Source organism: Pedobacter lithocola (assembly GCF_042650845.1).
GTDB classification, from domain to species: Bacteria; Bacteroidota; Bacteroidia; order Sphingobacteriales; family Sphingobacteriaceae; genus Pedobacter; species Pedobacter lithocola.
On the sequence record NZ_JBHSBW010000013.1, the window covers coordinates 98,578 to 112,340 of the forward strand.

Consider the following 13,763-nt stretch of genomic DNA (forward strand, 5'->3'; position numbering starts at 1 on the left):
GCAAATTAATTAAAAATCCTACTTACCTGAATGGGTAGTTGATGATGCGGCTTCTGGGCATCAAGATTTGTTGGTCTAAAAACGATTCTTTATGATTTCTAAAGGTTTGAAGCATAACTTCAATAGCTACCCCGGGGAAGGAAATATCCTTCACGAGCAAAGAAACCATAGAAACGGCTTGACCGGAATCCTTCTTTGAATAAAGTTCCATAAAACAATATTAAAAGATACGATATTTGGTCTGGTGAATATAGAAAGACCAATACGGAGTTATATACCCGAAATCAGTTGTTATCTTATAGAAACTATACAATATAATGTAAAGCTCGAAGTCAATTTAATAAATAAATCTTTGAACTAAGCTATCCGGATGCCTCTTAAACGTGATCTTAATGATTGGTTAGTAAGCAACCTTAAGAATATTGAAGTATAGATTAACAAGGGAAGAAAGTGAACAGTGATTATAATTAAAGCATGTTTAAAAATCAAACACTACATTTGTGTCATAAATAATTTCAAAACATTTTTCACTGCTCGAATAAAATAGATTAGTATGAATCAAAACTCTTCGCAGATTACAATTGATGCGATCCCTCAGCAAGTTTGGGTAGCAAATCAGGATGGGCGGATTGTAGATATTAATGCGAAGGTTAGTATTGATTTTGGTTTAAAAAAGCATGAAATAATTGAAAAAGGGTGGGCATCATTTGTTCATCCACAAGATTTAGAAGATAGTTTAGATATTTGGCACTCTTCTATCAATTCCGGAAAAGAGTATGTTAATGAATTTCGGCTGTTATTTGCCGACGGCCACTACTACTGGCACCTCGCCAGGGCTACGTGTAGTGTAGATCAGGAAGGAAAAGCTTTCTGGGTTGGAATCAATACAAATATTAGTGAACAAAAACAAAATGAATTTATTAAAGAGGAATTTATATCCGTCGCAAGCCACGAACTGAAAACGCCTCTGACAACCATTAAGGGATACAATCAACTTTTATCAAGAGTGATTAAGGACCCATCTTCATTATCCTATTTAAACAGAAGCCTTGAGCAATTAGGCAGGCTTGAAAAACTTGTAGGTGATTTGATGGATGTTAGTAAAATAAACGCTGGGAAGATGAGTTTTAGTTATGAAAAATTCGATTTCTCTGAAAGTTTGCAGAACATTGTATCAGGATTACAATACATCTATCCTAGTCACAACATTATCTTAAGATCAGCATCAGACCTTTATATATCTGGTGATAAGTTCAGAATTGAGCAGGTTATCCAGAATTTCATCTCTAATGCTGTAAAATATTCTCCCAAAGCAACCGAGATAGAGGTCAATGCAAAAACGGAGATGAGTAATCTGGTGGTATCTGTCCAGGATTTTGGCATTGGAATTAAACGCGAAGCATTAAATAAGCTTTTTGAGCGGTATTATAGGGCTGACAACGCCGCGACAAAATTTGAAGGTCTTGGTCTGGGGCTATACATTTCTGCTGACATTATTAAGCGCCACGGCGGAAGTTTCTGGATAGAAAGTGAACTAGGCAAGGGATCAACGTTTTTCTTTAAAATCCCTCTTCAGCCTTTCCATGTAGTACAAGTTGAGTCCAGAGGTGATTATTATAAGGATAACTACCTTGAAATTTCTTGCAATAATACGGAGCGAACAATGTATGTAGATTGGTATGGTCATCAGGATATGTATTCGGTTCAACATGGCGGAAAATTAATGATTGATTATCTAAGCCGAAACAATTGTTCAAAGGTTTTTAACGATAACCGTAAAGTGCTTGGAACCTGGTCCGAGGCATCTGATTGGGCTGCAGAAGTCTGGTTACCAAAAATGGAGAAGGCAGGACTTTTATACTTTGCCTGGATATTTTCGGAAAGCATTTTTAGCCAACTTTCGGCAATAAAAAGCGTAGAAAATGAGCATAAAAATGCAGAGATAAGGTTTTTTTCGGATGCAGCTGAGGCCAGCAAATGGATCTTACAAGTTAGCTAAGACTATCATAAATCATGTATTATTAAATAAGTTATTAAACCATCGATACATCAGTTTTTATCACTTCGGGTTGTATTAATAACCACACTTAATAAAACTCTATCTAACCCGTTTTGATTTAAGCGTGCTAAACCTTTCATCACATTTTCAAGACGGACATTGACCTATATCATTAGCACTAGGAATCACTTCACCACAATTTGATATTTAATTCTGTTTAAATGGCAGCGGTAAACTTTATATATTTTTAGTGCTAAGCGCTATCCGAAATTTTTGTTTAGTTGCAGGGAGCCTTAAAAATTTTCGTTGTTCATTTTATTTGCCTTATGAAAATAAGTCATCAGATTGAGATAAACCAAAACGCATTATCTTACTTTGTTATTGGCTTAAAATTAAAGCGATCATTTGAACAAATCAAAAATCTAACTTCAATATACTAATTGGAAACAATCATTTTGTTGTATTTATTACGGTAATTTATGGGAGTAAGACCTGTTATCTTCTTGAACATAGATCTGAATGCTTTAATATCGGTGTAACCGACATCATACATGACTTCATTAATATTTTTTCGACTGGTTTCGAAGCTCCGTTTTGCAAGTTCAATTTTCATTCTATTGATATATTGCAGAACTGAATTGTTTGTGGCGAATTTAAAACGCCGCTCAAAACTTCGTCTTCCCATCGAAGACAAGGTAGATAGTACCTCAATGGTTATTTTTTCTTCGATATTATCCTCAATAAACTTTTGCGCCTTTTTAATCGTTTCATCATTGTGATTTTTCTGCCCCTGAAACATTGAGAATGCAGACTGACTTTGCCTATCTATATCAATGGCAAAATATTTGGAAGCCAAAATCGCGGTTTCTCTGTTGGTATATTTCTCTACCAAATGCAATAGCAGGTTCCAGTACGAGTTAGCCCCTCCGCTCGAATATATTCGGTTTTCCTCGGTGATAATACTTCCCTCGGTCAGCTCAACATCAGGAAACATCTCGCGAAACTCATTCTGGAAACCCCAGTGTGTTGAGCATTTTTTACCACTTAATAAGCCAGTGGATGCTAAAAGAAATGCCCCTACACATAGAGATGCAACCTCCGCTCCGTTATCGTATTGTTCTTTTATCCAGGGTAAGGCTGCTTTATTTGCAGCTATTGCATTTTTCATATCACCAAACAATGCCGGAATAATGATTAAATCTGTTTTGCTGATATCCTTTAACAGGTAGGTGGTATTTACGGAAAATAACCCGCCATTCACGTTGATTACTTTATTAAGCCCAACAAGATTAATATTAAATAAAGGTTCTAGTCCATTGGTGGAAAGTATATTATTTACAGTTGAGAACAAATACTGTGGGTCTGCGATAGCTTGCATGACGGCATGCTCAGGAACAAAAATACTTACATTCATCATCTTGTGAAGTTAAAAATATTTTGTCGTAAAACGACCTTTTGTTGTCATTATCGAACATCATCTGGAAGGAAAATTCATCCCAACTTTGGATATCAATACTATTTAACAATACGATATGAATCATTCAACAATCACAGTAAAAACAAATGTAAGCGGGGGGATAAAAAAAGTGTGGGAATATTACACAAACCCTATCCACATCACTAACTGGAATTTTGCAGATCCAAGCTGGCACTGCCCACGTGCGCAAAACGACCTGCGGGTGGGCGGCACATATATGGCAAGGATGGAAGCTAAAGATGGTTCGACAGGTTTTGATTTCGAAGCCATCTATTCCCAAGTTGCTATCAGCAAAGGTTTCAAATATGAATTCGGCGGAAGAAATGCCAGAGTCCAGTTTAATGTGTTAGGTGACCAGATCGAGGTTGTCATCACCTTTGATGCTGAAAATGAAAATCCCATCGAAATGCAAAAGCGAGGATGGCAAAACATACTAGATAATTTTAAAACCTATACTCAAAGCAATTAAAGATATATCGCAATCCATTGCTCATAGTAAAAGTAATTAAGGCAGGCAATGTGAAAATAAAAAATGGATTAAAATACCAGCACATATAGTTTATTATGAAGGAAGATAAACTGGACAAAGGCTATGATAACCTATCCTTTCAACTCTACCGATATCAGAAACGATTGCGGGATGGGTAGGAATAGAAATTTAATAAGATAACTATGAAAAAAGATAAACTAATATTCTGGATAGCGACCATCATCATCGCTCTATTGGAAGGCGTCATGCCTGTACTAACCTCACAGACTGAATTGGCAAAAGGGGGAATCAGGCATCTGGGCTACCCCGAATACTTTGGGAATGCGCTGGTAGTTTTCAAAGCTCTGGGTGTTATCGCCCTGATTATCCCAAAAATTCCAAGAAGAGTTAAAGAATGGGCTTACGCAGGATTTGGATTTGATTTCATCTTTGCCTCCATTAGCCACGGAGTTGTTGATGGCATAGGCATGCAGACCTACTTTCCATTGATAGTACTGATGATTTTAGTTATCTCCTACATTTATTACCATAAGATTAACGATACAAAAACTTCTAACGCCTATTAAATACAACAAAACAATTAAATAGATAAATTATGGCACTTATAAACCCTTACATCAATTTTAACGGCAATGCGGAAGAAGCATTCAATTTTTACAAATCAGTATTTGGAGGTGAATTTGCCTCAATTATCCGATTTAAAGATATGTCTTGTCCAGAATTCCAGGTAGCGGAACATGAATTAGATAAGATAATGCACATTTCTCTTCCCATTGGCGGGAATATCTTGATGGCCAACGACGTGCCTGAAGTTATGGGTAAGGTCAGTGAAAATGAGAACAGGTCTAAAATAGCCATTAGCACAGAAAACCGGGAAGAAGCCGACAGACTATTTAGCGGACTTTCTAAAGATGGAAGTATTGAAATGCCTATTGGAGAGAGTCCATGGGGAAGCTATTTTGGGATGTTAAGAGATAAGTTTGGTATTGAATGGATGGTGGAATACGATCAAAAATAAGGGTTGGTAAGGTGTAGGATTCTATGGATAAACCACAACTTCCACCCAAACACACTCTTTCCTCCTGATTCACTAATCACCCAGTATTAAATCACGAAAATGCATGGCTAATTGTCTAATGTATGCTTATCTTATTTCTAACTTTTATAAACTGTCCTCCATCCAAAAGAATGAGAATAGCCTTAAATATGTCTGAATTAGTCATTGCATTTGATAAATACATAATTATACTCACACTAACTTTTAGTAAGTTAATGATATTTATTTGGGAGGAGAATGCATTTCCTTGGGTATCACTTTCTGAAATACGGAACGCCAATTACTATTCATAGAACCATGTATAGACCAATCAGAATTTTGTTTTAAAAAGGCATACATTTGTTAATTGGTGTAAACAACCAAAGTCCAACCAGCAATAAAATTAACCTATGGTAAACATCCTTTTAAAATAATCGACAATTGTGGTTTTAGGCTTTTTTGAATTTTCTGGCCCGATCAAAAATCCGTAAGGCTGCAATTGGGGGTAGCTATCACAAATGATCTTTGCCATGCCTAGAAGTGGTACTGCTAATATCATTCCTGCTACACCCCATACCAGCTCACCCAGCACGATTGCCATGATGGTAAATAGTGGATTGATGTTCACCTGTTCGCCAACGATAATAGGTTCCAGGATATAGCTCTGAATAAATTGCACAAAGAAATAAGTTATCAAAACCCCCATCACCATCTTACCATCTCCACCCTGGGCCATAACTGCAAGCACAGTTAATCCCGTACCTGTCAAATTGCCAATAAAGGGCACAATCTCCAGAAGGCCGCAAAGTACCGCAAAAAAGATTGCGCTTTCCACCCCTACGATGCTGAAACCTATTCCATACATCACCCACAATACGCCTATCATTGCGGCAAGTCCGCTCAAATATTTTTGCGAGACCCTGCCCGTCTGATGTATCACTTCACTGGTATCTGCGTTTTCTTTTTTAGGAACCAACTTCAACACGAATTTTTTAATATGGCCACGCATAGAAAGAAAAAGGAACATATATACCAATACAAGTATTGTGTTTATCAGTATTCCCATTAAACCCGCGGCGAAAGAAAGAATCATTCCACCTGATTTACCTTTTGTACCTTCCTCGATAGCCTTTTGCTGCTGGGCCTTTTTAATTCCTATAGTCTCATTGATCCACGACTTTAGCGACTCTAGCATTCCGACAATCCGCTTCTCCATGCCATCCAAATTATCAGCCAAACTTCCGAGCTGTATGGACAAAAGCATAACAATTAGTCCCATGGCAACTATGAATAGCAATATACAAATCAAAGAGGCATACGTCCGGGATACTCCCTTGCGCTCAAAAAAGTTGCAAAGCCTAATAAAAACCATCGAAAGCACAGCTGCTAAAGTCAAAGGAATTAAAAATGGGGCTGCAAAATAAAGTCCGGCAAAGGAAAATACGAAAAGAAGTAAAGTATTTACAGAGAGGCTAAGTTTTTCCATAACTCTACTAACAACATATTTGTGTAAAGGTTCAGCGATATTGTCGCTAAAATCGTATATCAATTGACGACAACGGGTTCCTACCCGCTTCGATGTGTTTATTGGCGAATCGAGAAACATTCTTATAAGCAATATTCCAAATGCTTTATAGTCTTCTCAAATGAGATGGCAAAGAGTAACATGAAGATAAGATTCAAAAAGCATTCCTGAATGTTGTGATAAAAAACATTAATTCCTCGATCATCGTTAAATTAGAAATGAATAAATCACAGAAACAATATAGTTGCGCTATCATCGACGATGAATTCAGCACTATCCGGTTGATGTCCGAATACATTGCAATGGTTCCCAAGTTACAACTGGTTTCTAGTTACTTGGATCCAAGAACAGGAGTTAAAGAAATTAAACAGCTTCCAAAACTGGACTTTCTTTTTTTGGACATAAACATGGCCGTTTCTGGCATAGATGTTGGCATGGCACTTCGTGATTACGTTCGCTTCATGATTATAATTACCGGACATCCAGAACATGCCATGCAGGCTTTTAAAATTCAGGCAGACAACTTTTTACTTAAACCGCTACGATTTGAAAAATTTCTTTGGGCAATCAATAAGTCCATTACTTCGATTAACTCTATTAATTAAGGGCATTGACATCTAAGTATATAACATAAAATTAGTGCAGTTTACTTTATCTATCTTTCTTATATTGTCGAAGGTTAGCTTTTCAAATGAGAAAATTGTTCGAATTATGTAATTGATAATTAAATACTTTTAAATAGTACAAATTATGGAAACATCAATGATATGGGGAAATCTAGCTGTTCAAGATATCAAAAGAACAAAGTCTTTTTATGAGCAACTAGGATTTAAAATCAATGGCTACGATGAGCTCGCAAATCTAGTTAGTTTCAAGTTTGGCGATAATCAGTTCATCATCAATTTCTTTAATGCCGATCGCCTTGCCGCCAGCATGAATGGCCACGTCAGCTCAAACGAGGATGGTAATGAAGTGATCTTTTCACTTGCAGCAGAAAGTAAGGCAGAAGTCGACCAATGGGCAGAGCTGGCAGAACCTGCTGGCGGCACACTACAGATGAGGCCTAAGGTTGATGAAAATGGGTTTTATGTCTGCGTTTTTGCAGATCCAGACGGACATAAGTTTAATGTAGTCCGTATGGATGAATACATATAAATTATTTACTAAAGGCATGTAGATCCCAAATTGCCTGATATCAAATTCAGCAATGCTTTTAATTAGTAATCCATAGATTTGTTGCTAAGTGCAATTAGGATAGAAATTTTATTCTCACACCTAGATATAAAAGATAATTCTTGAATTGCAAGACAAGTGAAATGAAATATGGGCTCGCTTATAGCGATCTTTCGCTATCAATAGATAACTAATATTAAAGCTGTTAGATTCATTTAGCTGTATCGAAATTAGTGTAAATTCGATTTTAAATGTTTTAGATAATAACTTTTTAGGAACTATAAGCTACCCCAAATGTATCTATAAAGCAATAAGGCATTTTCAATTCAACACTCCTAAATTTAACCTATCTAATGACGGGATAACCACAATAAGCCATTTATAATCAATTGATTTTGAGTAGCATTGGCAAATGTAGCAGATATGGTTTTATTTGTACCATCAATTTTATGTTCATAGTCTATATCATTGTGTCCCATATTAAAATAGAGCATCCTGTAATTTTTATTTGTCCAAACCACCGGGTAATATCCCTCATGCCATATTTCATTTTCTTTAGGTCCTGTTCCTAAAGGAAAACTGGAGCTATCAATAGCAAGCAGAATATCAATATCTTTATTTTTAGTTAGATCATTTTTCCAACGGTACCACTCATTTGGTTGCGAAGAAAAGGTTTCAGGCAAACTTCGCACCACCGGATGTTTATTTTTTACCACCCTTAATATCGCTGAGGTCGGTCTCCAGGTGTTGCTCATATATTCCCCAGAACCGAGAAATTGATTATGATACCAATCCCAATTCATGTCATAAGCAGAGTCTTTCAATGCAAAGGCAGCAAAATGAAAACCCATCCATGCTCCCCCCGATTCCATATATTGCTGAAAAGCAATTCTCTGTTCAGCTAATTCTGGGCGGGTATCCAAGAATACCACCAGCTGGTAATGAGAAAGATAGGCTTTATTCATGTTGTTCCAATTTGTCGTTGTATCATATGTGAAAGCATATAATTTCGCCAGTTCTGCAAACTTTGCGTTTGCTTCTTTGACAAAAGAAATATGCGCCAGATCATTCTTTGCGCTAAAAAAGGCGATAACATTAAAACTCTTTTTTGCCTTCTGGGCAAAACATAGCGTAGAGAGTAGGAAGAAAAAAATAATCATTGCGCAACACTTTTCGCTGCAAAATAAAGGTTCTGAGTCTATAGCTTTTGTTAACTTTTTAACTTCCATATAAAAAATCCTTAGAATATTAATAATGCCCGGTTATACCAATTTCTAAACCACGCAATTCGGCCAAACCCCTCAAGCGGCCGATAGCGGAATAACCGGGATTGGTTTGCTTAAATAAGTCATCAAGCATTTGATGTCCATGATCAGGCCGGAATGGTATGGGTGTATCACGCTTTGCGTTCTCAATTGTAAGGGCTTTCATGAGGTCATACATGTTCACATCACCATCCAGATGATCGGCCTCATAAAAACTGCCATCTTCATCTTTGGCTACATTTCGCAGGTGGGCAAAGTATATCCGTTCCTTAACCGCATTAAAAATCTCCAAAACATCGTTTTTAAGGCTAGCACCTAAAGATCCGCTACAAAAACATATTCCGTTGAAGGAAGCATTGACCTCGCTGATGATGTATTTAAAATCTTCCAGCGTACTTGCAATCCGCGGCAATCCTAAAATCGGATATGGTGGATCATCGGGATGTATTGACATCTTTATTCCCTCGTTCATGCATACCTCAGCGATTGAGGAAAGAAAGTATTTCAGATTGTCCTTTAATCCATGGGTTCCGATGGCTGCATATTCATTTATACTCGAGCGCAGGGTTTCCAGTTCTATTTCTTTTTCGTCAGGAATCCCCATTAAAACATTCAAGCTTAAATCTTCTAAGTCCTTTATGGTCAGAGTAGAATGTTTTTCCTTTGCCCTTTGCATAATCGAAGGAACATAATCGGTTTCAGCATTTTCTCTTTTTAACACATATAGGTCAAAGATTGCCAGATCTATCCAGTTAAAATACAAAGCCTTTGACCCATCTGTCATTTCAAAATTCAGTTGAGTACGTGTCCAATCCAAGACCGGCATGAAGTTGTAGCAAACAATCTTAATTCCACATTGAGCGAGGTTGGCGAGCGAAATTCGGTAGTTTTCCAGGTAATATTCTACATCTGCTCTACGCGTTTTGATTGATTCGTGAACGGGGACACTTTCCACCACAGACCAGGTTAAACCAGCAGCCTCAATGATGGCTTTTCTCTCCAGAATATCCTTTAATGGCCACACCTCACCATGGGCAATGTGATGCAGTGCTGTCACGATTCCAGTTGCGCCTGCCTGCTTAACATCCTGCAAACTTACTGGGTCAGAAGGACCATACCAACGCCACGTTTGCTCTAATTTTTTATTGCTATTTTGCATATATTAACCTTTCTAATTATAAGTTTAATACCTACCCTACTATACATTTTGAAATAGAGCTAAACAGTAACCTCTTTTGCTTTCGAAGTAGAGCACCACATCCGGACAATAGATTCGGCGGCTCTTTCCGGGTGTAAAATCCGTAGAAAACGGTCTTTCTCGTTAAATTCAATTCATTATCAGCTCATCCTAAAAATCACCTTCACAGACCATGAATGTAAAAATCTGTAGCATTCCGGAAGTTGTGAAACAATGAAACCTGCATTCACTGAGCTTCCTGATTCATATGCGGACTTGTTCCATTTTTGCCTTTAGTCTATTCAATCTTGATTTCCTGGAAAAATTCTTTCCTGCAAAACCCATGGCGATGAGAGAGCCGAAAAACAGGATACATCCTAGAATCCTAAAGCATATCTCTAACCTTTTAGAACTGAACGATACCGCTTTTTGATCAAGGTTCAGAAAATATTTCAGGTTAACTTTATACAACATCACTAAACCGATTAAGCTTACTATGGCCAGAACATATCCATTAAATTTCCAGTCCAATTGCGCTCCGATGAGAAATAGTAGCGTATAGAATAGGAAAAAAATAAAATTAGTCATGCCATATACCGCTCTATTGATTTTTCCCTGATGGAGATTCCATATCACCATGCTGGCAAAACATTTATATATAAAATGATAGCACTTGACCATATATAAACATAAAGCTGGTTTTATTTTTTCTATCACTGACTTTTTTTATACCAACGCTTAGTAATACCCGAAGCAAAATCGGCTTCTGCTAAAATTGAAAATCTACGAATTCAGAATAGATACAAAGACCATTTAAAATCTCAATCAAGCCCTAAATCAGCCTTATTCAACAACTAATGTTGCAATCGAGTGCGGTAAGCTGGTGGTTGTCGCTGCCTGACCTTTTATCCAAAGGCTATACTTAATTTTTTCATCTGATTGATTCATCACAACCACAACGAGTTTTCCATCTGTATTCAAAAAAGAGGTTGTTTGCAATAAGTCACGACTGGATGCTGTGGCTATTCTTCTAGCTCCCGGACGAATGAATTTGAAAAATGCCCCATGTAATAGTAGGCATTGGTGTAGATTAGCTTATCCTTCTTGGTATCGGCATGAACCGGGGCAAAACAAAAATTCCCTACATGGTTTGGCCCACCGTTTTCATCTAAAAGAATATTCCAATCCGTCCACGCTGCAGTTCCGGCATTAAAGTCATTTATCATCGAATAGCCATAGCGCTCTCCTAAAGACCAATCATCTAACTTTTTTACATCATACTTCTCTTTACATCCCTCGGTAAAAATTAGCGCTTTATCCGGAAAGGCTTCATGTGTCTGCCGAACATTTCCAAACTGCATGTCACTTCCGGTCCAGGTTTCATACCAGTGGAAGCCAATGCCCCAAACGTATTTTGCAGCATCTTTATCATTTAAAATGGTAGTTGCTCTTTGAAAAATCTGATCGCGGTTATGATCCCAGGCAATTAATTTCTTGGAAGACAGACCTGATTTTTGCAGTGTAGGACCTAAGAAATTTTTTATAAAATCACGCTCTTCTTCTGCAGTATACACGCAGGATTCCCATCTCTGTTTAGCCATCGGCTCGTTTTGAACAGATAGACCCCAAACCGGGATGCCCATCGATTCGTAAGTTTTAATAAATTTTACATAATGATTTGCCCAACTCTGTCTGTACTGGGGTAACAGATGTCCTCCTTGAATCAGGCTGTTATTGTCTTTCATCCAGGCTGGTGGTGTCCAAGGACTTACATATAGCGATAACTTACCTCCGGCAGCCGCAGTTGCCATTTTAATCAAGGGAATTTTAAACTCCTTGTCGTGAGCCACGCTAAAGGTTTTTAAATCTTTGTCATTATCCTGCACATAAGTATAGCTTCCGCTGGAGAAATCACAGCTCGCAATATTTGTACGGGCCAAGGTGTAACCTATACCTTTATCTTTATCGTAATATGCAGTAAGCAATTCTTGTTGGTTTTGCCTGGAAAGTTTGGCAAAGGTTTCTGCAGAGGCATCAGTCAATGCTCCGCCAATACCTACCAAAGTTTGATATCTGATGTTCGGATCTACGAAAATTGTTGGTTCCGTTTCAAAGGGCTGTCTATTCTCTACAAAACTTAATGTTTCAGTTTTGCTAATGCGATAGTCAGATTTGTCAGCTGTGGTGTAAACTACAACTTTTTTATTTCCAAGCACATATCCCTGAGGAGATTTACCAGCTACTGCAGCACCTTTTTTGTTTTGTGCCATTGCAGCAAATGTCGTCGCAAAAAGCAATAGGAGACTTATATATTTTTTCATTATACGTTAAATGTTTATATGCTTAATGTATTTCTTGATAATGTATGTATTAGGGTATCATTTCTTGCCGCATTGCAAACAAAAATAGTAAGCACAATAGGGCGAAAACCAATAATTTCATCATATTACTTACTCCTCAAAAGTGCTTCCAGATAATAATAATCAGCATAATTTATCGGTACATCAATTTCTGATTTTGCCGGAAGATGCCCGGTACTATGCTCGAGAATAAAGCCAAAATTATTACCAATTGTACTGGTATATTTTGTGCTGAGGCTGTATAAAATTTTATCAGCGGCAGCTTTATATTTTTTTCCATTTACACTGTATTTTGCGAGTTCATAAAGTGCAGAAGCGGTAATTGCTGCAGCGGAAGCATCTCTAGGAGCATTTGGAATACCAGGGTCGTTGTAATCCCAATACGGAATACCGTCTGCCGGTGTAATTTTATTATTTAATATGAAACCTGCAATTCCATCTGCCTGAGCTAGATATTTATTGTTTTTTGTTTCTCTAAAACAAAGTGTATACCCATATAGAGCCCATGCTTGCCCTCGGGCCCAAGCCGATTCATTTGCGTAACCCTGAGCAGTTATCTTTTGAAGAATATTCCCAGCCTGGAGTGTATCATAATCAATTACGTGATAAGAACTGAAATCGGGACGAAAATGATTCTTGATGGTATTATCTGCATGAGACACTGCAATTTTATAAAAGGATGAATCACCCGTCATTTTCGTCGCTTCAAACAGCAATTCAAGGTTCATCATATTATCAATAATTACCGGATATTTCCATTTATCACCATTATGATCCCATGATTTTAGCACACCTGCAGTTTTGTTAAATCTGGTAGAAAGCGATTTAGCCGCCTGAATGATAACTGATTTGTAGGCAGTATCTTTTGTTAAGCGATAGCCATTTCCAAACGGGCAGTAAATCATAAAACCCAAATCATGAGTACCGCGATTGTATTGTTCTTTCTTGATATCTGCAGTATATTTCTTGGCAAGATTAAACCACTTTTTATCTTTTGTGTATTCATAAAAATACCAGAGTTCTGCCGGAAAAAATCCACTTGTCCAATCTCTTGAAACCACCATTTTAAACTGTCCTTTTTCAACAGTTCTTGGAGATACCAGATTGGGTTTTAGCAAACGGGCTGAATCAACATTTTTAACCAAAACATCAGTTTGTTTTGCTGCTGCAGCAAAAGCTTCTTTAACGTTAACTTTTTGAGCATTTGCTGAGCCAGCTAATACGATACAACATAACGTTATCTTAATTTTTAAATTCATTT

13 protein-coding genes are annotated in these 13,763 nt (G+C 37.4%); 6 read left to right on the forward strand and 7 right to left on the reverse strand.

Going from position 1 to position 13,763, the window contains the following annotated elements:
* The first annotated feature begins 553 nt into the window (after window positions 1-553).
* Window positions 554-1,999 carry a PAS domain-containing sensor histidine kinase gene (locus ACFOWA_RS14380; RefSeq protein ID WP_378986302.1) on the forward strand — a complete coding sequence of 482 codons (1,446 nt, stop codon included), beginning with the start codon at window positions 554-556 and terminating at the stop codon, window positions 1,997-1,999.
* Window positions 2,000-2,435: 436 nt separating this feature from the next.
* Here ACFOWA_RS14380 and ACFOWA_RS14385 read toward each other — a convergent pair whose 3' ends face one another.
* Window positions 2,436-3,416, reverse strand: a complete 981-nt coding sequence (locus ACFOWA_RS14385; protein ID WP_378986304.1) for a GlxA family transcriptional regulator — start codon at window positions 3,414-3,416, stop codon at window positions 2,436-2,438.
* Window positions 3,417-3,531: 115 nt separating this feature from the next.
* Between ACFOWA_RS14385 and ACFOWA_RS14390 the strand changes: the two genes are divergently transcribed.
* The 3 genes from ACFOWA_RS14390 (at window position 3,532) to ACFOWA_RS14400 (ending at window position 4,984) form a co-directional block, all read left to right on the forward strand.
* Window positions 3,532-3,945: an SRPBCC domain-containing protein gene (locus ACFOWA_RS14390; protein WP_378986306.1), complete on the forward strand. Its 414-nt coding sequence runs from the start codon at window positions 3,532-3,534 to the stop codon at window positions 3,943-3,945.
* Window positions 3,946-4,148: 203 nt separating this feature from the next.
* On the forward strand, window positions 4,149-4,532 hold the full coding sequence (locus ACFOWA_RS14395) for a DoxX family protein (protein WP_378986308.1): 384 nt from the start codon (window positions 4,149-4,151) through the stop codon (window positions 4,530-4,532).
* Between the two features lie 29 nt (window positions 4,533-4,561).
* Entirely contained in the window at window positions 4,562-4,984 is a 423-nt protein-coding gene (locus ACFOWA_RS14400; RefSeq protein ID WP_378986309.1) for a VOC family protein, read from the forward strand.
* A gap of 421 nt (window positions 4,985-5,405) precedes the next feature.
* On the opposite strand, the gene ACFOWA_RS14405 is transcribed toward ACFOWA_RS14400, so the two are convergent.
* Window positions 5,406-6,488 carry an AI-2E family transporter gene (locus ACFOWA_RS14405; RefSeq protein WP_378986311.1) on the reverse strand — a complete coding sequence of 361 codons (1,083 nt, stop codon included), beginning with the start codon at window positions 6,486-6,488 and terminating at the stop codon, window positions 5,406-5,408.
* A gap of 257 nt (window positions 6,489-6,745) precedes the next feature.
* Here ACFOWA_RS14405 and ACFOWA_RS14410 point away from each other — a divergent pair, with 257 nt between their 5' ends.
* Together ACFOWA_RS14410 and ACFOWA_RS14415 are read left to right on the forward strand one after the other, a co-directional pair.
* Window positions 6,746-7,132 (forward strand): LytR/AlgR family response regulator transcription factor, encoded by a 387-nt coding sequence (locus tag ACFOWA_RS14410; protein WP_378986313.1) that lies wholly within the window; start codon window positions 6,746-6,748, stop codon window positions 7,130-7,132.
* 145 nt (window positions 7,133-7,277) lie between these two features.
* A complete protein-coding gene (locus ACFOWA_RS14415) occupies window positions 7,278-7,682 on the forward strand; it encodes a VOC family protein (protein ID WP_378986315.1) in 405 nt (134 codons plus the stop codon).
* Between the two features lie 368 nt (window positions 7,683-8,050).
* Here the strand turns inward: ACFOWA_RS14415 and ACFOWA_RS14420 are convergent, their stop codons facing one another.
* From ACFOWA_RS14420 to ACFOWA_RS14440, 5 genes are all read right to left on the reverse strand, one after another.
* Window positions 8,051-8,929, reverse strand: coding sequence for a ThuA domain-containing protein (locus ACFOWA_RS14420; protein ID WP_378986317.1), 879 nt, complete (start codon window positions 8,927-8,929; stop codon window positions 8,051-8,053).
* A gap of 19 nt (window positions 8,930-8,948) precedes the next feature.
* Window positions 8,949-10,124 carry a mannonate dehydratase gene (gene uxuA / locus ACFOWA_RS14425; protein WP_378986319.1) on the reverse strand — a complete coding sequence of 392 codons (1,176 nt, stop codon included), beginning with the start codon at window positions 10,122-10,124 and terminating at the stop codon, window positions 8,949-8,951.
* Between the two features lie 861 nt (window positions 10,125-10,985).
* Window positions 10,986-11,123 (reverse strand): glycoside hydrolase family 30 beta sandwich domain-containing protein, encoded by a 138-nt coding sequence (locus tag ACFOWA_RS14430; protein WP_378986321.1) that lies wholly within the window; start codon window positions 11,121-11,123, stop codon window positions 10,986-10,988.
* A gap of 41 nt (window positions 11,124-11,164) precedes the next feature.
* Window positions 11,165-12,463, reverse strand: coding sequence for a glycoside hydrolase family 30 protein (locus tag ACFOWA_RS14435; RefSeq protein ID WP_378986323.1), 1,299 nt, complete (start codon window positions 12,461-12,463; stop codon window positions 11,165-11,167).
* A gap of 125 nt (window positions 12,464-12,588) precedes the next feature.
* Window positions 12,589-13,761: a glycoside hydrolase family 88 protein gene (locus ACFOWA_RS14440; protein WP_378986325.1), complete on the reverse strand. Its 1,173-nt coding sequence runs from the start codon at window positions 13,759-13,761 to the stop codon at window positions 12,589-12,591.
* Between the last annotated feature and the right edge of the window lie 2 nt (window positions 13,762-13,763).